16 protein-coding genes are annotated in these 19,350 nt (G+C 34.7%); 12 read left to right on the plus strand and 4 right to left on the minus strand.

All coding sequences use genetic code 11. The features are described 5' to 3' along the window. Window positions 1-20 precede the first annotated feature (20 nt). Together ABWU69_RS01135 and ABWU69_RS01140 are read right to left on the minus strand one after the other, a co-directional pair. The gene (locus tag ABWU69_RS01135; RefSeq protein ID WP_353285237.1) at window positions 21-1,949 is read right to left on the minus strand and encodes a DUF4815 domain-containing protein; all 1,929 of its coding nucleotides are present in this window, start codon (window positions 1,947-1,949) and stop codon (window positions 21-23) included. Window positions 1,950-1,963: 14 nt separating this feature from the next. Beyond that, entirely contained in the window at window positions 1,964-2,650 is a 687-nt protein-coding gene (locus ABWU69_RS01140) for a hypothetical protein (protein WP_353285238.1), read from the minus strand. Window positions 2,651-2,901: 251 nt separating this feature from the next. Here ABWU69_RS01140 and ABWU69_RS01145 point away from each other — a divergent pair, with 251 nt between their 5' ends. From ABWU69_RS01145 to ABWU69_RS01180, 8 genes are all read left to right on the plus strand, one after another. Then, window positions 2,902-3,390: a sigma-70 family RNA polymerase sigma factor gene (locus ABWU69_RS01145; protein ID WP_353285239.1), complete on the plus strand. Its 489-nt coding sequence runs from the start codon at window positions 2,902-2,904 to the stop codon at window positions 3,388-3,390. Between the two features lie 52 nt (window positions 3,391-3,442). Further along, window positions 3,443-4,255 carry an ATP-binding protein gene (locus ABWU69_RS01150; protein ID WP_353285240.1) on the plus strand — a complete coding sequence of 271 codons (813 nt, stop codon included), beginning with the start codon at window positions 3,443-3,445 and terminating at the stop codon, window positions 4,253-4,255. A 23-nt stretch (window positions 4,256-4,278) separates the two neighbouring features. Next, a complete protein-coding gene (locus tag ABWU69_RS01155) occupies window positions 4,279-5,085 on the plus strand; it encodes an AAA family ATPase (protein WP_353285241.1) in 807 nt (268 codons plus the stop codon). A gap of 29 nt (window positions 5,086-5,114) precedes the next feature. Next, a complete protein-coding gene (locus ABWU69_RS01160) occupies window positions 5,115-5,618 on the plus strand; it encodes a hypothetical protein (RefSeq protein WP_353285242.1) in 504 nt (167 codons plus the stop codon). After that, window positions 5,615-6,643, plus strand: a complete 1,029-nt coding sequence (locus ABWU69_RS01165; protein ID WP_353285243.1) for an AAA family ATPase — start codon at window positions 5,615-5,617, stop codon at window positions 6,641-6,643. Before ABWU69_RS01160 ends, ABWU69_RS01165 begins: the two co-directional genes overlap by 4 nt. Before the next feature lie 183 nt (window positions 6,644-6,826). Continuing rightward, window positions 6,827-8,926 (plus strand): AAA family ATPase, encoded by a 2,100-nt coding sequence (locus ABWU69_RS01170; RefSeq protein WP_353285244.1) that lies wholly within the window; start codon window positions 6,827-6,829, stop codon window positions 8,924-8,926. Between the two features lie 1,049 nt (window positions 8,927-9,975). Next, complete coding sequence (locus ABWU69_RS01175; RefSeq protein ID WP_353285245.1) at window positions 9,976-10,254, plus strand: hypothetical protein; 279 nt, start codon at window positions 9,976-9,978, stop codon at window positions 10,252-10,254. Next, window positions 10,232-11,650 (plus strand): AAA family ATPase, encoded by a 1,419-nt coding sequence (locus ABWU69_RS01180; RefSeq protein ID WP_353285246.1) that lies wholly within the window; start codon window positions 10,232-10,234, stop codon window positions 11,648-11,650. The genes ABWU69_RS01175 and ABWU69_RS01180 overlap by 23 nt, the downstream gene beginning before the upstream one ends. Window positions 11,651-12,312: 662 nt before the next feature. On the opposite strand, the gene ABWU69_RS01185 is transcribed toward ABWU69_RS01180, so the two are convergent. Next, on the minus strand, window positions 12,313-13,083 hold the full coding sequence (locus tag ABWU69_RS01185) for a hypothetical protein (protein WP_353285247.1): 771 nt from the start codon (window positions 13,081-13,083) through the stop codon (window positions 12,313-12,315). Window positions 13,084-13,393: 310 nt separating this feature from the next. Next, window positions 13,394-14,626, minus strand: a complete 1,233-nt coding sequence (locus ABWU69_RS01190; protein WP_353285248.1) for a hypothetical protein — start codon at window positions 14,624-14,626, stop codon at window positions 13,394-13,396. A gap of 225 nt (window positions 14,627-14,851) precedes the next feature. Here ABWU69_RS01190 and ABWU69_RS01195 point away from each other — a divergent pair, with 225 nt between their 5' ends. From ABWU69_RS01195 to ABWU69_RS01210, 4 genes are all read left to right on the plus strand, one after another. Continuing rightward, entirely contained in the window at window positions 14,852-15,316 is a 465-nt protein-coding gene (locus ABWU69_RS01195; protein ID WP_353285249.1) for a crossover junction endodeoxyribonuclease RuvC, read from the plus strand. 114 nt (window positions 15,317-15,430) lie between these two features. After that, window positions 15,431-16,645, plus strand: coding sequence for a DNA modification methylase (locus ABWU69_RS01200; RefSeq protein ID WP_353285250.1), 1,215 nt, complete (start codon window positions 15,431-15,433; stop codon window positions 16,643-16,645). Between the two features lie 139 nt (window positions 16,646-16,784). Then, complete coding sequence (locus ABWU69_RS01205; protein ID WP_353285251.1) at window positions 16,785-18,677, plus strand: hypothetical protein; 1,893 nt, start codon at window positions 16,785-16,787, stop codon at window positions 18,675-18,677. Window positions 18,678-18,859: 182 nt separating this feature from the next. Beyond that, window positions 18,860-19,345, plus strand: coding sequence for a hypothetical protein (locus tag ABWU69_RS01210; RefSeq protein ID WP_353285252.1), 486 nt, complete (start codon window positions 18,860-18,862; stop codon window positions 19,343-19,345). Window positions 19,346-19,350: the final 5 nt, after the last annotated feature.

Raw genomic sequence — 19,350 nt, forward strand, 5'->3', positions numbered from 1 at the left:
GTTTTTCTTTCAAATATTTTCTATGCTTGAGGTTGAATAAAAATTCCATCAAACTTTATCTCTTTAAGCTTCTCACTTGGCTCAAAACCTTCGATCTCAAAATTCTGTACTGCTTCTCTCATAAATTCAGCTTCATATGAGGTACTTGACAGCAGCTCTGTTGTTTCTTTAACATTAAATACTCTATTTACTGGACTTTTCCAATTCGTGGTGACCTCTGTCCAGTGATCTATATTTTTATTTAGAGTAATTTGTGCCGGAACTGGATCAAAAGCTTGATATGGATTGATCTTTTCTCCTTTAGTCTGTAAAAGCTGCTCCAGTACCGGTTCGAGTTCATACGGTAAAAGATAAGGTTTTTCTCCCCCGTCAATATCAGCAACCGTTACATCTATTGGTAAAACTAGTTCTCTGTTTACTATTGCTGCAGACTGTTTTACCCCATGATCACGCATATCGTCATCAAAAAACGAATCTACAAATACCCCTTTTTTGGTGGTAGGTTCTCTTGAATTTGCATCACTGCGTAGACGCTCCTCTGCAACTAATGCATAAAGATCATTTATTCCTTTTTTCATTGCTTCCAATTCGTTCATCGGCACAGCATGAATAGCATTATTCACTATTTTTACCCCTTCGCCTTTTTTCCACGTCTGATGAATGTAGCAGAGCAAAAGTTGTCCGCTAGGGGCTTTAGGCATCGATGGTCGCCATGGATGAGCAATTCCCTTTATTCTCCTTACCACCCCTTTTGCATCTAGAGTGATTAAATCAAAGCGGGGCATCTTCCAGGTGTAATCTATCAAAACCAGACTATTATCAACTGCTCCTCTTACTTTACATCCTTGTTCATTTATATCTTCAGGGCTTACCTGAGTACGACAGCGATAGGTTATCAGGTAACTGCTTCCTGGCGCTGGCTCTTTTCCTGCCAATGACCAATCAACATTTCCGGCGTTTAGTTTATAATCTACACTATTTTCATAAATAACGTCTCCTTGTTTAACTTGAATAATCTCAAGTACTGCAGAGTCAGGTATCGGATCAATAGCTCCAGAATATGAACCGTGAGTAACAGTAATGGTTTTTTGAACAGTTATATCTACTTTTTTAATTTCACTTATTGGAAAATCATTAACTTTAAGTTCCATTACTCTTTGGCTATTTGGCTGAAAAGTATGTGGTTCTGATTCAACTGATTTTATATCTGGATCTTCATCAAAAGAAACACGAATACTGTGAGGTAACTCAATTTCATAGCCATCAACATGAGCTTTTCCCTCATTAATTACAAATATTTTTTTTCCTCCTTCCCCCTCTTCCTTTTGCAGGAACATTACTTCAAGGCCATTTACAACATAGGAACCATTTGCTTCTTTGTCATAACGAGCAAGAGCAGTAGTTACTATATTTGCTTGTGGAGGTGGTGAATGTTCTATTAATACTCCATTTTCAATGTTATAGATTGGATAAAACTCTCCTTCAGAAAAACGTGGAGAAAGACCTTCTGCTTGATAACCCCAAATGGTGGAAACTTTAAGCCTTGCAGCTCCTACTTCCTGATAGTTTCTTGTACCAATAGCAGGATCACGAAGGTTTTCATCCTCAAGTTCTGTAATGGTAGATTCTACATAATAAACACCTATGCGAACTGTGGTACTCAGTGGAATAACAAATTCTTTTGCTTCTACTTTTCTAACTGCTCCACGAAGATAGATTTTTCCTGACTCAAGTGTAACTTTACCAGTTTCCCCATCTATAATACAATTGCTTCCTGTTATAACATCGCCATCACGAAATATTGCATCGCCTATGCCTTTAAGCTTAGAGAGAGCATACTCCTGAGTCTCGTTTAATTCTGCAGACTGTAAACCTCTTCCTGCTAGAAACAAGCTTTTTTCGTATTCTTTATCAGGATTAAAGCGGTTATAATAGGCGTTTAAAGTCATCTTTTTCCCTTTTTCTAAAATGTTACAACAAACGAAAAAGTTTCCCGAGTTGCAGCTGTTCTGATAAGTGGCACAGTGTGTTCTAAAACCAGCAAGATTCCAGGATTTTCTACATCTTTTGGCTCAAAATATCTCTGTCCTCTAGGTAATCCTTCTTTTATTTTAGTACCAACCATAACCCCGAGTTCCCTGATAACTTGATTTGCTGCGTCCGTGAAATCGAAAGTAAACTTGAGAAAAAGGTTATTGGTTGGTACAGCGGAAGATTTAAACCTTCCAGATGGAGTCAAAAGCTCTTCGTTTTCATCACCTGTGCAGAAGAGAACTTCTTGAGCGGTACGTCTACCAAGTTCATTGAGCAGTTTTTCAGACGTTATCGGCTCTGGTGGTGTATTTTGAGTATACTCTATAGTGACTGCATTATTTGCCGTGATAGAGCTGTTTTCCACCAGTTTAATTACACTAGTATTGCTATCAATTGTATAGTCTATACTTGGCTGATAAATTATCTGTCCTGTAGTAACCTTCACATCTTTGATGGGGTGATGATCTAGGGTTAGTTTGCCATCAGTGGTAAAAATCTTCTCCACTTTATGGCTACTTCCAGAGTTTCCATCACCACTTCCCCAAGCAAGATGTATAACTTGCTCTTTTATGCTTGCTGCTATTGCTGCTCTTCCTGACTGTGTAAGAATTGACACCTGTGATGAGTTCGAAAGGCTTATATAATATATATTCAGGATTTGGAAAATTTTTGTCCAAAAAAAATGAATTTTTGCCTAATTTTTTGTTGCAGTATTATTTAAATTTGGATGTGTATTATTCTTGAAGAAAAGTAATTGAATATCAGTAGTTTAAAAATTGCATCTGTATTATTTATTTTTGCCCCTGTCCTACAAAGTGCACCTATAGGTTCTCATCCTTAAAGCATTAATTGTTTTAGGGAAAGATTATGAAACTAAAAACTGCTATAGTTGTTCAAAATATACGCTATCAAGCTAGGAGATTAAAACTTTTTGAATGCTTTACTCATGAAACTCATGAAGATCTTGAGCAAGAACTTTTCTGTGAAATTTGGACTTATCTTGATAGATATGACGAAAGTAAAGGTAGCTTTAACACTTTTGTAGCAAGATTAACTGAACGTCGTGCCAACAACTTATTAGAGAAACAACTATGTATAAAACGCAATATTAATAACTACATCAATATTGAGAAAACAGAAGCTTTTGAAGATGAAGTAGCAAAACGTACTGATGTAGATTACATGATTTCAACGCTACCAAGAAAGATGCAGAGGATATGCGAACAACTCAAGTACTTTAACTTATATGAAGTTGCTAAGATGAACAACATATCAAGAACTACTTTAAATACTATGGTAAGAAAAATACGTATAAAACTCTCTTCCATCTACTACAAGGGCAAAAAGAAAAATTGAACATAAATTCTACCTTTCCTGAATATATAACATATACCATTGAGGTGAATAAATGACTTTTAAAATTTTAAACAATAATGAAAGATTGAAAACAACTACAGGAATAAAAGTAGTAATTTTTGGTCCTTACGGTATTGGTAAAACCAGCCTCTTAAAGACTATAAGTGAACCAACGCTATGTCTTGACTTTGAAGCAGGTCTGCTTGCTGTTCAAGATTGGCAGGTAGATTCAATTAGTGTTCGTACTTGGAATCAAGCTCGGGATATTGCCTGCCTAATTGGTGGTCCGAACCCTGCACTAAAATCTGATCAGGCGTATAGTCAAAAACACTATGAGCATGTCTGTAGCAAGCACAAAGATCTTCTTTCTGAAGTTTCTAAATACCGATGCATCTTTGTGGATAGTATAACCGTTGCTTCACGTTTATGTCTATTATGGGCAAGGATGCAACCTGAAGCTTTTTCTGATAGATCAGGAAAAGAAGATAAAAGAGCTGCTTATGGGTTGCTTGCTCAAGAGATGATGGCTTGGCTCAATCAGTTTCAACATATCAGAGATAAAGACATCATAATAGTTGGCACATTAGGTCAATATCTCGATGACTGCAATCGTCCAACTTGGCTACCTCAATGTGAAGGAGCTAAAACTGCTAGTGAGATTCCAGGGATAGTTGATGAGGTAATCAGCATGGTTGGAATCAAGAAAGGTGATGGTACAGAGAAACGTTCATTTGTCTGTCAGACTATTAATACTTGGGGATACCCTGCTAAAGATCGAAGTGGCTGCCTTGATATGGTTGAAGAACCGCATTTAGGTAAATTACTTGCGAAAATTAAAGCCAAAACTTTAGCTCCTATTATTTAATTAAAAATTGGAGAATAATTATTATGGAACAAAACTTTTTCAATATCGGTCAAAAAATTCCCTTTTTCAGTGTGAAAGAATACTTGAATGATCAATCACCAACACCAGAAGATATTATCCACCCTAGAATTTTAACAAAAAGAGGCTTATTGGTACTAGGTGGACCACCTAAAATCGGCAAAAGCGACTTTTTGATCTCTTGGCTTGTTTACATGGCTGCTGGTAGATCATTTCTTGGTATGACACCAAATAGACCTTTGAAAATTTTCTACATGCAAACTGAAATTGAATATGAATATATGAAAGAACGTTTGCAACAACTTCAATTTGATAAAGAACTCTTGGATGTAGCTGCCAATAACTTAATTATCACGCCAAGAGTGCAATTATCTTTCAGCAGTGAAGAAATAGATGAAATTAAAAATGTTGTTAAAGAGCGTTTCAAACCTGATATTATTGCGATTGATCCTCTTCGTAACATTTTTAACTCAAGTGAATATGGCAATGAAAATGACAATAGCGCTATGTTATTCTTCTTGCAAAAAACGCTTGAAAGACTGAGAAATGTTATCAATCCAGATTCAGGCATAATACTCACCCACCATACAAAAAAACTGTCCAAAAAGATGCTGGAAGAAGATCCATTTCAAGGCCTAAGCGGTGCTGGATCTTTACGTGGATTTTATAGCACTGGCATGGTGATGTTTGCTCATGATGAAGAAAGTACTGTCCGTCAAATAGTGTTTGAGTTGCGTAATGGTGAACGTGTAGCAAGCAAGCTTGTCGATAAGATAAATGGTCATTGGGAGCTTGTAGACCAATGGAGTTGATTTTTTTCACTTAATTTATAGGAGACAATATGTTATCAGATTTTTTAACTGATTTTAATACTGCAAAGTTACAAAATAATTTAATACCAAAAGGGACAACAGTAAAAGTCAAAATGGCGGTTAAACCAGGAGGTTATGAAAATTGGTTCACGAAAAGCTACACTACTGGCAGCATCTATTTAAACGCTGAATTTACCGTCACTGAAGGTCCATATGCAAAACGTAAGATTTTTCAAGTAATTGGTATAAAAAGTGGCAAAGCAAGCGTTGAAGGAGAAGATACTTGGGGAGAATCTGGTCGTTCTATGCTTAGAAGCATTTTGGAGTCAGCACGAAATATTCATGCACATGACACTTCAGAGAAAGCGGTTACTGCTAGAAAAATCAACTCTATAGCTGATTTTAACGGGTTAGAGTTTACTGCAAAAGTTGGTATTGAAGCCGACAGTAGATACGGAGATAGAAACAGAATTGCTACAGTTGTTACTCCAGAACAAAACAATAGCATTGAATCTGATTGGGTCCCGTTTTGAAGTACGACGAGGAGAAGCTCTGGATTGCTGTAATTGAGAGAGCTATCAAAGATGCAGCAGGAAAAAATCTAGAGCTAAAGAAAGAAGCAATAAAATGGTTTGATTCAGAGTCTTTTGAAACTGTTTGTGAGCTAGCTAATCTTAGCTCTAAACGTATGAAAAGTATGTATGGGGGTTTTATGCATAGAAAAGAAATAAAAGGATTATTGATTGATAATATTAAGAAGTGTGTACCTTACCTAATTCCAAACGGTAATTTTTATCGAGAGAGGACTTATGTTGGTAACTGTGACGGGGATATGATTACAGTTAAAATAGTGGGTAAAGAAGCTGGAAATTGGCGCAATTTTACTAAAGGAATTAGTGGTGATATTATTGATCTTTGGACTTTAGTTAAAGGTGATATAAATTCCGCTAAGAAGTGGTTAAATACTAAAGAAAACACAACAGAACATAAAATTACATCGTTTTCAGCAAGGCATTACTTAAATGATAAATCACCAATGCCAAAAGATATAATAGGCCCAAGAATTCTAACTCCAAGTGGTCTTTTAGTTATAGGTGGAACTCCAAAAATAGGAAAAAGTAAATTTCTACTTTCCATGTTAGTACATTTAGCTGCTGGAGTATCATTTCTTGGTATGAAGCCTGCAAAGCCACTTAAGATATTCTATCTACAGAATGAAATGGAATATGATTACATAAGAGAGCGCTTACAGAAGCTAAGAATCAGCAAGAAAACCCTTGATGTAGGGACAGAAAACTTAGTCATCACTCAAAAAATAAAACTAACCTTGAATGTGGAAGAAATAAAAGAAATTATGTACGAAAATCTCGATGTAAAAACAGTTGATCTTATAGTAATAGACTCTGTTTTTGGTTATAGGAGTATGATCTCTTTTTTGCAAAATGGTATTGATGAACTACGCTCTATCTACGGCTGGAGTAATAGTTACACATTACACCAAAAAAGTGTCAACAACCACGTTAAAAAAGAATCCATTTCAAGCATTGAGTGGTGCTAATGTTTTAAGAAGTTTATATACATCTGGAGTAATGATATTTAGGCCAGAAAGGAATACTCTGCAATTGATGTACGAACTTAAAAACGGCAAACCAATACCAACAAAATTCATAAATATGGTTAACGGACGTTGGATAGCTACAGCTTAACCAAATTTCTAAACTTTAAATATATTGGAGATTTTATGGGTATCTATTGTGATTTTAATACTGCAGCTCCACGAAAAAATGCACCGTTAGTAGAAAAAGAACAACTTAAAGCTCAGCTTCTGTTAAATATCAGATCATGCCTTTCTTATCTATTGCCAAGAGGGATTTTTTGTGGTGATAAGTTTTATGTAGGCAATATACAAGGTGATAAAGGCAAGAGTCTAGTAGTAGAATTAAGTGGCAGTGAAGCTGGCCTATGGCATGATTTTGCAACAGGAGAAGGTGGTGATATCATTGATCTTTGGGCAGGAGTACATAGAAAAAGTACGAGAATAGAGTTTCCTGAAGTAATGACTTCTATAGCTCAGTGGCTTGGTCATTTCAAAACTTCAAGTAATCCAACTGCATATTGGGATTATTACGATGAAAACGGCCAAGCTATTGTTAGAGTATATCGTTATGATGATGATAGTGGAAAGAGATATCTTCCTTTTGATATCAAAAAATCCACCTTTAGTGTACCAGAGATAAGGCCACTATATAATATTCCAGGTATTTTGAAATCCGATAAAGTTATTTTTGTTGAAGGGGAAAAATGTGCAGAAGCGCTGATAGAGAAAGGAATAACTGCAACAACAGCAATGTCAGGAGCAAATGCACCTATTGAGAAGACAGATTGGACTCCACTTAAAGGTAAACACATTATTATATGGCCAGATAATGATGAAGCAGGTAAGAAATACGCTGAAAAATCTGCTATGAAACTTACTTGTCTTGGAGTTGAAGAACTTTGCATTTTGGAAATACCTAAAGATAAACCAAAGGGTTGGGACGCTGCTGATTGCGTGAAAGAAGGTGTAAATGTTGAAGAGTTCATCCTTAGTACAAAAAAGGCTCCTTCAAAAAAATCGTTGAGAATAGATACCAGAGCTTGGGCTAATATTGCTCCAGAAAGAGAATGGATTGTTAAAGATTGGCTTCCTATTGGAAGTGTTACGGCTCTCTACGGTGATGGTGGTATGGGAAAGTCTCTACTTGCTCAACAACTAATGACAGCAGCGAGCACAGGTAAATCTTGGTTGGGAATGGAAATTGAGCAGATGAAGACATATGGTGTATTTTGTGAAGATGATACAGAAGAGCTATGGCGAAGACAGTGTGCTATAAATAGATTATATCAGTTAGATATGGAATCCTGTGACTTTCATGATAATATTGGCTTTTTATCGAGAGTGTGGAAAGATAATCTACTCATGGTATTTGATAACAAAGATATAGGTAAATTAACTCATTGCTTTGAAGAATTACTTGAAGATATTAAATTGTTTCAACCAAAGCTAGTAGTTTTAGATACAGCAGCAGACTTATTTGGTGGCAATGAAAACAATCGCTCTCATGTGAGACAATTTATTCAAAGTTGTTGTGGAAAAATAGTGAAAGTAATAAAAGGAGCTGTATTATTATGTGCTCATCCTTCTGATTCAGGAATAATACGTAAAACAGGTACAGGTGGTTCAACTGCGTGGAATAATACCGTAAGATCTCGTTGGTACTTGTCAAAGCCAGATAAAGCTGATGCTTCTGGTAATGAACGAGTACTTTGCCGTAAGAAGTCAAATTATTCTGCATCTAACGAAGAAAAGATTTCATTTTATTGGCATAACGGTGCGTTTGTACAATCTGATGATACATTAAATTCAGAAAGAATAGTAAGGTCTAGCTATAATACTAAATTGGATTTAGAACGTCTAAGAAGATGTGATATAATTTTAGAGTTAATTGCTAATGAAGCATATAAAGGCGAAACTTACACCGCGGCACACTTTGCTAGGTATTTTGAGGGAAAGCTAGGCCTTGGAAGTGAACGTAGCATCCGTGAAAGGATTAGCCATCTTGCAGCTCTTGGCCACATAAAGTTCTTTAAGGAAGCTCTTGGATATAAAGTATCAAGCACTAAATCAAAGTACGGCTATTTATGTGTTAAAGACATGGAGTTAAAAATTTCTGAAAATCAACATGTGCTGGTAAAGCCAGATTATTATCTTTCACCAAATAACGGAGTAACCTTACCAGTTGAAAATCCAGACGTTTGGGTGATACATAATTCTACAAAACAAGATGGCAAAATAGTATAGTAAGTTGGCAAGATGGCAAGTTGGCAAACTGAAGAATCTGCCATTCTACCAACTTAAAATTGATAAAAATATAAGAAAATCAATAGTTTAAAGAAATAGTAAGATGGCAAGATGGCAAAAAGTTGCCAACTAGATAGCATGGGTAAAGTCCTCTTCTATAGCGGGTTTAGGGAAGTTGGCAAGATGGCAAAAATCTATATATATAAATATATACTATGCTATAGTACATAGTATATATCAGTTAAGAGAAGAACTTAACGTTTTTTGATGTCCTTTCATAATTTTGCTTTTTCTATGGAGTTGCAACCTATAATAAAAATATAAAGTAAAGGCAGTGAAAAACAAATGATCCATAATAGCGTTTTAAAAAGATTCTATGACTTCAGGGTACAATTATACCACCAAGACCTAAGTTACTCATGTAGGGTAGCTTAAAACTCGATTACGAGGCATCTTAATACCCCAAACTTTTATTTATTAGAAAAAACCCCACAACTAGTTTATCATGTTTTTTGTTGATTGCAAAGAAAATTTTTTGAACCTAAAGAACAAATGGTTAGTAGACTTTTTGAAACATTATTTTTGCAATAGCTTTACTTCTACCATAAGTTTAACAGAGGCTCTAACCCTCATCTTTTTTTTAACAAACGCATAACGCTGGTCTACTGAGTTTAATAGCTGAACTAAGAATTCAGATCTCCGGATTTTCCGGAATACTCAATAACTTCCAAGTGAGCTGGGTCTAGTTGCTTTAATAAGGCTTTTATGCAAGCGCGATGAAGACTTGAGGTAGAAAAGATTGAAGAAAGCAAAATAAACAGCTTTATATTCTTAATTTTTTTAGATGAGGCAAAAGCTGCATTTTAAAGCTATCTGTAACTTTAGGGTATAAACTTACTAGCCACACTAAAGAACGCTTATAATGCCCTCTAAAACGCAAATAAAAGGCATCTTTAGTAAACTTACCAGTAAGTTTAACACATTTTTTACACTTTGCAAAGAAAATTTTTCAAAAAAAATTGAACAACTTATGGTGAGTATAAGGGGTTATGGAGACTATTATGGGAATACAACAACTTTTATCGCAAACCTCTGAGCAATTAATTGCAAAACTCTCAGTGATGAAATCAGCAAATTGTAGAGGTAGATCAAGGAAAAAAGTCTCTAGCTACTGCCATAGAAGAAGAAACAGAAGCTACAAAACCCTCTCAATAGTTCAAGATGGAGACAAAGATCTAAATTTATTTATTTACGTCTCCAATTTTATCGCGCATAACGGAGACAAAGATTTATATTTCGTATTTTATGTCTCCATCATTTATTGGTAGGCAAACTGAGTTAAAACAACTACTGGAGCTTACAGAAAAAAATACTGCATCTTTTGTAGTAGTCAAAGGAAGGCGTCGTATAGGAAAAAGTCGTTTAATTCAAGAGTTTGGTAGGTATTTTGAACAATATTACTCCTTTATAGGTTTGCCACCAGCAAAGCATACTACAATGTCCTACCAACTTAATGAATTTTCTAGACAAGTTGCTAGACAATTTAATACATCTTTTGCTCGTTATGATGACTGGAGCGATTTACTATGGGCAGTTGGTGAACGTCTACTATCAGGAAAAACATTATTGCTGTTTGATGAAATTTCTTGGATGGGCTCAAAAGATCCAACCTTTTTAGGCAAAATAAAAAATTTTTGGGATACACAGCTAAAAAATAATAACAAGCTAATTTTTGTTGTTTGTGGATCAGCTTCATCCTGGATCGAGAAAAATATACTTAGCAGCACTGGTTTCGTAGGGAGAATATCGTTAACTTTAACACTCGGAGAATTATCACTTTCTGATTGCAATGAATTTTGGCCGAAAAATATTTCAGCATATGAAAAATTTAAGGTGCTTGCAGTAACTGGCGGAATTCCAAAGTATTTAGAGGAGGTAAATTTTAAACATAGTGCTGAAGAAAATATTAAAAGGCTTTGTTTTACAAAAGGTGGGTTTTTAGTTGAAGAATTTAATCAAATATTCTCAGATTTATTCATGCGAAAAACTGCTTTTTATAAGCAAATAGTCAGAGCTCTTTCTACTGGAGCTAAAGAACAAGAAGAAATTTGTGCTACTTTAAATATCGTAAGACATGGACGCATTTCTGAGTATCTATATGAACTTGAGCTTGCTGGTTTTATTGCAAAGGATCATACTTGGAGTATAAAAACTGGTACTGATTCACGACTCAGGAGATACAGACTTCAAGATAATTATTTAAGGTTTTATCTAAAATATATCGAAAAAGATCTAGGAAAAATTAGTCGTGACACCTATTCTATAGGGTTCTTACCAGAGTGGTATACAATTATTGGGCTTCAATTTGAAAATTTGGTGCTGAACAATAGAAAGAGTATACATAATATCTTAGGAATTGATGGAATAATAAGCGAGAATCCATTTTTTCAGAAAAGAACGCGTAATAGTGCAGGTTGTCAAATTGATTATATGATTCAAACGAAGTTTAACACTCTCTACATTTGCGAAATCAAATTTTCAAAAGATAAAATTGGTCATTCAATAATACAAGAGGTACAAAAGAAAATAGATGCACTAAATCGTCCAAAAGGCTTTTCATGTCGTCCAGTCCTTATCCACGTTAATGATGTAAGTGATGATGTTATAGATAGTGGTTACTTTTCACATATAATTGATTTTGGAAAATTATTGAATTGTAAGTAATGTTTCTTCTGACTGAAAAAATAGTAGTTTCTACAGTTATTCTTAAGTTTATAGAGTTTGCTAACATTAGTATCTTTGGCTTTAAAAGAAGGGGATGGAGCCAAAACAATCTCTCTACTACAACACAATTCTTTAAGATGTCTTAAAGGGCTATTATAGCGTTATCTAGATAGGGGATTAGTGTTTTTATCAAAAGCTCGTGTAATCTCCTCTCAACTCAAATAAGCAGTTATTTCCAAAATGGAAACAACTCAAATAGCAAAGAAGCTGCTGTAAAAGATATAGCTGGTTTTCAAAGCTCTTTAATTCCTTAGCTGTCTTAAAATTATTTTAACTTTTTTTGAGAAAATCCCGGAAAAAGTAGTAAGAAATCCGGTATATATTAGTATAGGGTCATTGAGTGTAGATGTGCTTCAAACACAAAAGTCGGCAAACGAACAGAGTAGAAAAGATTGAAGCAAGCAAAAGAAATTTAGGCTTTTGGTAAGTTACATAATTGAGAATTTGTATTTTTTTAGATGAGACAAAAACTGCATTTTAAAGCTAGATGTGACTTTAGGGTAAAATACCAACCAAAGAACGCTTCTTTAAAACTTGATCACAAGCCTTGTCACAAATTTTACTTTTTCCATTGTAACATCTTTTACTTCTCTTCAACACAGTTAACGAACTACTTTTATCAGCACAGTGAAAGGGTTAATACGGTAACCATAATCTTTACGCGATGATCCCGGCCAACCAACTGTTTGAATCACATCATTACGTTCGATGTTTAGTCCTAACTTTTTAGCTAAGGTGGTTTTTATTGTTCTTTGGATTGTGTTTAGTGGTTTTCTGATGTGATGTTCTGGATCTGCTTCTGGATCAAGATTTAGGCGCTTTTCTATTTCAGTTATGCTAAGCAACATGTGTTTTTCAGGAGGTAATTCTTTTTTACAATCATTCAAAAATTGTTCAAATAATATGCGAAAAACTTTCATACATGCTACAGCTTTCTTATTTAGAATCTCTATATTGTTTACGTAAAGTGAGCCCTCTATCAATTGCAACTTTAGTAATTCCTTCTCTTTAGGAGGTTCAATTAGATTAAGTGCAGTATGTAAGATTTGCATTGAAGTATTTGGTATGAACTCTAGTACTCCTCTTTGTGCTGCTTCTTGGAATACTTCAATTAAAGTCTGATGCTGAAAGAAAAGGTCAACCATTTTTACTATGGGCAAATCAAGAGGTATGTTTGATGGATTTTTTCTCAGTATTATTAATACAGTTGGATTAGCTTTAAGCTTATCTATCGTTAAGAATGTTGGATTGGTGCAAAAATCAAGTATGATTAAACTTACAATCTTACCTTGTCCACCAACATGATAAACTCCACTTTCCACTTTTTGCCACATAAAATTTGTATCACTTAGCTGACCTTCAAACCAATTCATAAATTTCTCTGGGTTTAAATATGCAGATAAGCGGTGAAATCTTTGCTTCTTGTAGGTATTAGGTAAAATATCACGGTTGCAATTTTCACAAATTATATTATCGCATGCTTCGTTAAAGTCCTCATCAATGAAAATCTCATTGTTACAGTATGGATCAACTATATTTGGCCAATCTAATTTATCTTGTCTACGAGAGCAGATAATGTAAGACCTCTCTTACATCTTAATTAATTCAAGATCTGACAAATACCTTGCTGCTTTGATGTAATTTTGATTTGGGTTAACCCAAGAGCTTCCAGAATCAAGAAGATCAGAGATTTGCTCTTGGTAAGATTGTAAGACCATAAAATTGTTTTATGTATGCTTTAAAATCCTCTCTTTCCCTTTTATTCAGAGGATGTTCAGAGTAGTAAATTGCTATATACTCATCACTTCGCTTGAAAAATAAGCCTATCTTTTTACCTTGAAATATTACTTTAATCGACTCTATAAGTGGCACTATGTCTCCTATAAATGGCTTTAAAACATGCAATTCCGGTGCAATAGGATCATATGGAGCGACAGTCAAAGTGATATTAGTATAGCTGTAATTGAAACGATTTGACTGAAACTTTAACTCAAAAACACGAATATTTGAATCAGATCCATTAATACAAGTTTCTATAAATTTATGCACCTGTTCCGCGAAATTTTTATCCTGCACATCTACAAAAATACATTCGCATCCAAAGTAACAACTTGCAATGCTATTTGCTATTTCTATAGCTTGATCAATATTTCTAGCACCAAGATCTACCTGAGTGCCATTTAGTAGAAAATCCAAAATCACCCACTCTGCCTTATGGCCATGAATAACTTTGTTTGAATTTAACAACAAATCTATATCGCTAGCTTTGCGTATTAACACATATAAACGATTCTGATGATAGAAGAAACCTTGTAGTTGATTCTCGAAACTGTCATTTCTCTTAATGTTATCTTCTTTCAGTATTTGTTGTATGATTTCCTCTGAGATAAAGTCCTTAAATGGAGTATTTGGTTGTCTTGGTATTTTTTGTAAGGCAAAAGACATGAAACTCTTTCTTTGTATTTTTTCAAAGTGATAGACAGACTTTAAAAGATTGTAATCTGCATGAAACAGTAGAAACAGCAAAGACTTCTTATCATATTTATTATTATTTTTTACAAGGTAGGATTTCATGAGTTCCGTAGTTAATGCAGATCTTGCAATTTCGCTGACAGTAGCTTCAAGCTTTGCACGTTCAAAATAACTAATCAGATAATAAATAACCAGAGAGTCTAAATGTTTAGCAATCACTTTACGTTTATATTGTATGGATTTGTTATCATAGTTTTCATCATCAAAAAGTTGACCATTTAGCTTGTCTTTAAAGGAGTGTTGAAAAATGACACTTAACTGCCTACCAGAAAGTGAATTCATCCAGAAATGACGCACTTCTGTATTATGAAAACGATCAAGCAAATAGTTGACAGGCACTTCTAAATCATCTTCCCAAAATTTAAGATTTGGATAAATGTGCATAAGAAACCAACTACACCGCAGTAGCATAGTAGACCATTTACATCGTTAAGATAGAAGTATGAAAGTCTTGACCAATAATTATGCAATGGCTGTTTACTGATTTTTAACCAAGTTTTTTCTAAAAAATTTGCTTAAGAAGAAGATTTTTTGGACAAAAATTTTTCAAATCCTGAATATATATTATATAGGCTTCACGTACTCTAGCAAAACAAATTCTGAATATAAATGTCAACCCTAACACTGGACCTCGGCAAGCAAACAGGCTGGGCAATTCTAACAGGTGGAGTAATTGAAAGTGGAAGCAAAAGTTTTCATGGTAGCCGTTTTAGCGGAGGTGGAATGTGCTTCTTAAACTTTCGTAATTGGCTTAATTCTTTGAAAGACATTTCTGCAGTGTATTTTGAGGAAGTAAGAAGACATCTAGGAACAGATGCTGCGCATTGCTACGGTGGTTTTCTCGCAGTTCTGTCTGCTTGGTGTGAAGAGAACAATATTCCTTACCAAGGTGTTAATGTTAAAACTATCAAACGCTTTATAACGGGCAAAGGCAATGCAAGTAAGAGTGAAGTTATTGAGTCTGTAAAGGAAAAAGGATTTTCACCTAGAGATGATAATGAGGGGGATGCTTTAGCTTTGATGTTCTATGTTATGAATTTTAGTAAAGATATTAATAAGACGGAAAATCGATAAAAAGTGGGTCCTTTCAGCCATACTGGCGGGTTTGGTGGTGCTAACCTCAGGCCTTTTCTAGTGTTAGACATATTTTGAATATTAACTTTTTAATTATTAAGAATTTAAACATATATGAATTTAGCAATCCACTACTATCCTACTCGAGATCTAGTCGAATATGAGCGTAACCCACGTAAAAATGATGACGTAGTAAATAGAATGTGTGCTTCTATTCGGGAGTTTGGTTTTCGTATTCCAATAGTTGCAAAAAGCGATGGCACTGTGGTTGATGGTCATTTAAGACTTAAAGCAGCAAGAAAACTTGGTATGGAGAGTATTCCAGTGGTCTTAAGTGATAATTTAAATGAACCACAAACTAAAGCTTTTCGGTTGCTGGCAAATCAATCAGCTAATTGGGCAAAGTGGGATGATGAGCTTTTGAAAGTAGAAATTCAAGAATTAGAAGATTTACAGTTTGATCTTAAAATGACTGGATTTGAATTAGAAAAAGTTCAACATTTCCTTGATGATTTAGATAGTGAAAAAGAAGATTTTTCTGACTTGGTTGGTGATGAAAAAAAAGTAGAAATAACAAAACCAGGTGATCTATGGATTTTAGGTGATCATCGAATCTATTGTGGTGATAGCTCTGTAGTTGAATCATATAAAGCGCTGTTAGATGATAAAATGGCAGACATTACTGTTTGTGATCCTCCATATAACGTTGATTATGGTAATAGCCAAGACAAAAAGATATTAAATGATAATCAAGGTGAAAAGTATGAGCTTTTTCTCTATGACATCTGTTCCCATATTTTAGCATATACGAAAGGAGCAATTTACATCTGCATATCATCATCAGAGTTTTCAACTTTGCAAAAAGCATTTGAGGAAGCAGGAGGAAAATGGTCAAAATTTATCATTTGGGCAAAGAATCATTTTACGCTAGGCAGGTCTGATTATCAAAGACAATACGAAGCAATGCTCTATGGATGGAAAAGGGGCAATAAACGTGAGTGGCATGGAGGTAGAAATCAAAGTGATCTATGGTTTTATGATAAGCCAATACATAACTCACTGCACCCAACAATGAAGCCAGTAGAGCTAATGGAGAAAGCAATAGTTAATAGCAGCAGACCTGGGGATACTGTACTTGATCCATTTAGTGGCTCTGGAAGTACGCTGATTGCATGTGAGAGAACAGGAAGAATTTGTAAAACAATAGAGCTAGATTCAAAATTTGTAGATGTAACCATAAAGCGTTGGCAAGTATACACAGGTAGGGAGGCAATTCTTTCTGGTACTGACAAAACTTTTGCACAAATTCAAGAAGAAAAACAGCAATAAAGGGGCAAAAAAAGTGGAAAAGATAACGCAAACAGAAATTTAGTAAGCCTTGGTAGTTGTAATATTAATTTACTGGTATATACCGTATTTTAATGAGTTTAGCGTAACAAATAACTTTGGATTAAATGTGGTGTACTCAATGAATCAAGAAAAGACGTTAGCTGGAGTAGTAACGTCGCAAACAAATAATGAAGCATCGTTTTCTGAAGAAGTAGAAAATAATGTTTCAAATTCTACACTATCTGTGAAGGAGAGAATTGAATTGTTTGAAAAAGGTACGAAGCAAGAACCTGACCTGAACACTGAATGCAAACTAGCTTCTTTAAATGTGATTAGCAATAGTAGCGATAGCAGTATTACAGCAAAAATAGACGAAGCAGGTGCTAATTTTTCAGTGAGTTGTTCTTCTTTAGTATTGGATGATGGTAAAGACATAGAGGACGAATTTAATGCAGTTTGTGAGGCAAATGGAATAGAATATAACCGTCCGTATTCTCTTGATCAGTTTGAGGCAGCATCCAACACATCTTCCAATCCCAAAATAGACAATACAAAAGAAATGCAAAAAGAGGAAGAGAATAAAGAATTAGGAGATAAACCAAAGCCGTTACCTAGGAATGGAATGTTGGAGAAGGACAATATTAGAAATGTAGCTCCACCTTCACCTAGAACAGCAAAAAATCATCGATTGAGTATTATTCAGGATATTGCACCACCAAAGCTACCACATTCTTCTTTCCAATTAAATGGAGAAAAATGTGATGAGCAAGAAGCTATAGGAGAACCTATGTATGCAACTATAGACAAAAATAAAAAATTCTCGAAAAGAGGTTTAGATGGTGAAATAAACGATCAAAGTCCGGAGATGGAAAAGTCAAATTCTGAAGAAACATCAATTAAGAAAGGATCAGAAGATATAATTGATGAACCTGTACACCTGAATACAAAATTTTTAAAAAAGAGTTTGGAAGGAAGTGATAGTGGAATAGACAATAGAAGTGCAGAGATGACAAGATCAAATTCTCAAGTAACAGAAATGAGTGAGTCTTGTGGCAATCAAGGATGGGAGAATATGTCATTAAATCATGATAGTCCAGTTACACTTTCAACTAGCTCATCAGAAAAAAGTGATAATGAAGAAACCCAGTTAATTAAAAAAGAAAAGAAAACAAATAGAATTTTGCCAAGAGTAAAATATGCAGTGCAGCAGAAGGAATTTATAATTTTCGGTATAGCTGCTGTTGCACTTAGCGTTTCTGCAGCTTTGGTATATTTACAGGATAAAGCACAATTTATTGCATTTTTTGCAAACAGTGTCATCTATGTAACTATACCAATTCTAGCTGTTGCATTATTGGTTGCAATTAGTCCGATATTTTGTGGAATAAAGCAATTTAGAGATACTGAAGAGTGTCAAATAGGGGGAAAGAATGCGAATGAAACTTTGAATCAGGTGCTAAAGTATCAACCAAAAGATAAAGTAATAAAATCAGTCAAACTGGAATACGGCAATGGTACTCATTCGCATTTTACACTTAACGCTTGGGAGGGTAAGAACAACTTCATTAATATTGACGACAAAGTCATTAGTAGAAGAAATAAAGTAGAATCAGTAATCAAAGATAGGCCATTATTTACAGCATTATTAAGCAGTTTGGTTGCTGCAAATATAGTATTGCCTTTATTACTGTATGTAGAAGGTGGTATTAATAGTGTACAGAAGTTTTACCAGAACGCTTTGATTAATAACGTAGGGTTATCACTACTTATAGGCTCGAGTATACTTGCACTATCAGTGATATTCCTTGGAGTACATTACTACAGAAAAACAAATTGCACAAATCTTGTATATTGTGAGGAAAGAATTGAACCAGAAAAAGTTAATGGAAAGTTCATTGAGGAAATAAAGGAAGCAAGGACAAAAGTGCTTGAAGAAAACCATAGTAAAGATGCCAAATGCAGCAGTTTAACGCTAGAGCAAGTAGTGGTTGAATCTCATAACTACAAAGATGCAATTTATAGTATTAGTTGAAAATAGCCAAATTTCACTATGTAAAAAGAAAGCAGCTATAAACCGGAGTACTTCGCTCTATATTAGTAAAATATCTCTAAGACGCCGGCAAGTATAAACAGGTAGGAAATTGCTGATACTGGCAAAACCTTTTCAGAGATTCAAGAAGAAAATTCGTAGAAACAAGAGAGAGGAGAAAAAAAGTGGAAAAGATCACACAAACAGAATGGGCAAGAGAGATAGGAGTATCAAAGCAATATGTCTGTTATTTAGTAAAAAAAGGAATAGTTGAGTTGGAGGATGGTTTGATCAATAGAGAACAAGCAAATGAAGCGGTGGCAGCAATAAGAGATCCAAGTCAGCCACTTAGGAGGAAAAATCCAGAAAACGAAAATACAAATAACCTTTCTACAATGTTGCTAAAAACGCGAATAAAAAATGAAATGGAGCGAGGAAGGTTGCTAGAAGCAAAGGCAAAAGCTGAAATAGGAGAACTTGTAGCAGTAGAGGAAGTAAAAAGTGAGGCATTTAACGTAGCAAGAGTTGTACGTAATAATTTGCTTAATATTCCAAATAGAGTTTCAGCACTGCTTGCATCACTGAGTGACACTGAAAAAATTCACGAGACGCTAACTGAAGAGATTACAAACTCACTTGAAGAATTATCTAATACTAAATTTCAAATATAAAAAAG

This window comes from Wolbachia endosymbiont (group A) of Beris morrisii, from assembly GCF_964028185.1.
Taxonomy (GTDB): Bacteria; Pseudomonadota; Alphaproteobacteria; order Rickettsiales; family Anaplasmataceae; genus Wolbachia.

What these genes read in the sequence shown, in the direction of transcription:
- ABWU69_RS01135 (WP_353285237.1), bottom strand. Translation starts at nt 1,949, where the DNA reads ATGACTTTAAACGCCTATTATAACCGCTTTAATCCTGATAAAGAATAC.
- ABWU69_RS01145 (WP_353285239.1), top strand. Translation starts at nt 2,902, where the DNA reads ATGAAACTAAAAACTGCTATAGTTGTTCAAAATATACGCTATCAAGCT.
- ABWU69_RS01150 (WP_353285240.1), top strand. Translation starts at nt 3,443, where the DNA reads ATGACTTTTAAAATTTTAAACAATAATGAAAGATTGAAAACAACTACA.
- ABWU69_RS01155 (WP_353285241.1), top strand. Translation starts at nt 4,279, where the DNA reads ATGGAACAAAACTTTTTCAATATCGGTCAAAAAATTCCCTTTTTCAGT.
- ABWU69_RS01160 (WP_353285242.1), top strand. Translation starts at nt 5,115, where the DNA reads ATGTTATCAGATTTTTTAACTGATTTTAATACTGCAAAGTTACAAAAT.
- ABWU69_RS01170 (WP_353285244.1), top strand. Translation starts at nt 6,827, where the DNA reads ATGGGTATCTATTGTGATTTTAATACTGCAGCTCCACGAAAAAATGCA.
- ABWU69_RS01175 (WP_353285245.1), top strand. Translation starts at nt 9,976, where the DNA reads ATGGAGACTATTATGGGAATACAACAACTTTTATCGCAAACCTCTGAG.
- ABWU69_RS01180 (WP_353285246.1), top strand. Translation starts at nt 10,232, where the DNA reads ATGTCTCCATCATTTATTGGTAGGCAAACTGAGTTAAAACAACTACTG.
- ABWU69_RS01185 (WP_353285247.1), bottom strand. Translation starts at nt 13,083, where the DNA reads ATGAATTGGTTTGAAGGTCAGCTAAGTGATACAAATTTTATGTGGCAA.
- ABWU69_RS01190 (WP_353285248.1), bottom strand. Translation starts at nt 14,626, where the DNA reads ATGCACATTTATCCAAATCTTAAATTTTGGGAAGATGATTTAGAAGTG.
- ABWU69_RS01195 (WP_353285249.1), top strand. Translation starts at nt 14,852, where the DNA reads ATGTCAACCCTAACACTGGACCTCGGCAAGCAAACAGGCTGGGCAATT.
- ABWU69_RS01200 (WP_353285250.1), top strand. Translation starts at nt 15,431, where the DNA reads ATGAATTTAGCAATCCACTACTATCCTACTCGAGATCTAGTCGAATAT.
- ABWU69_RS01205 (WP_353285251.1), top strand. Translation starts at nt 16,785, where the DNA reads ATGAATCAAGAAAAGACGTTAGCTGGAGTAGTAACGTCGCAAACAAAT.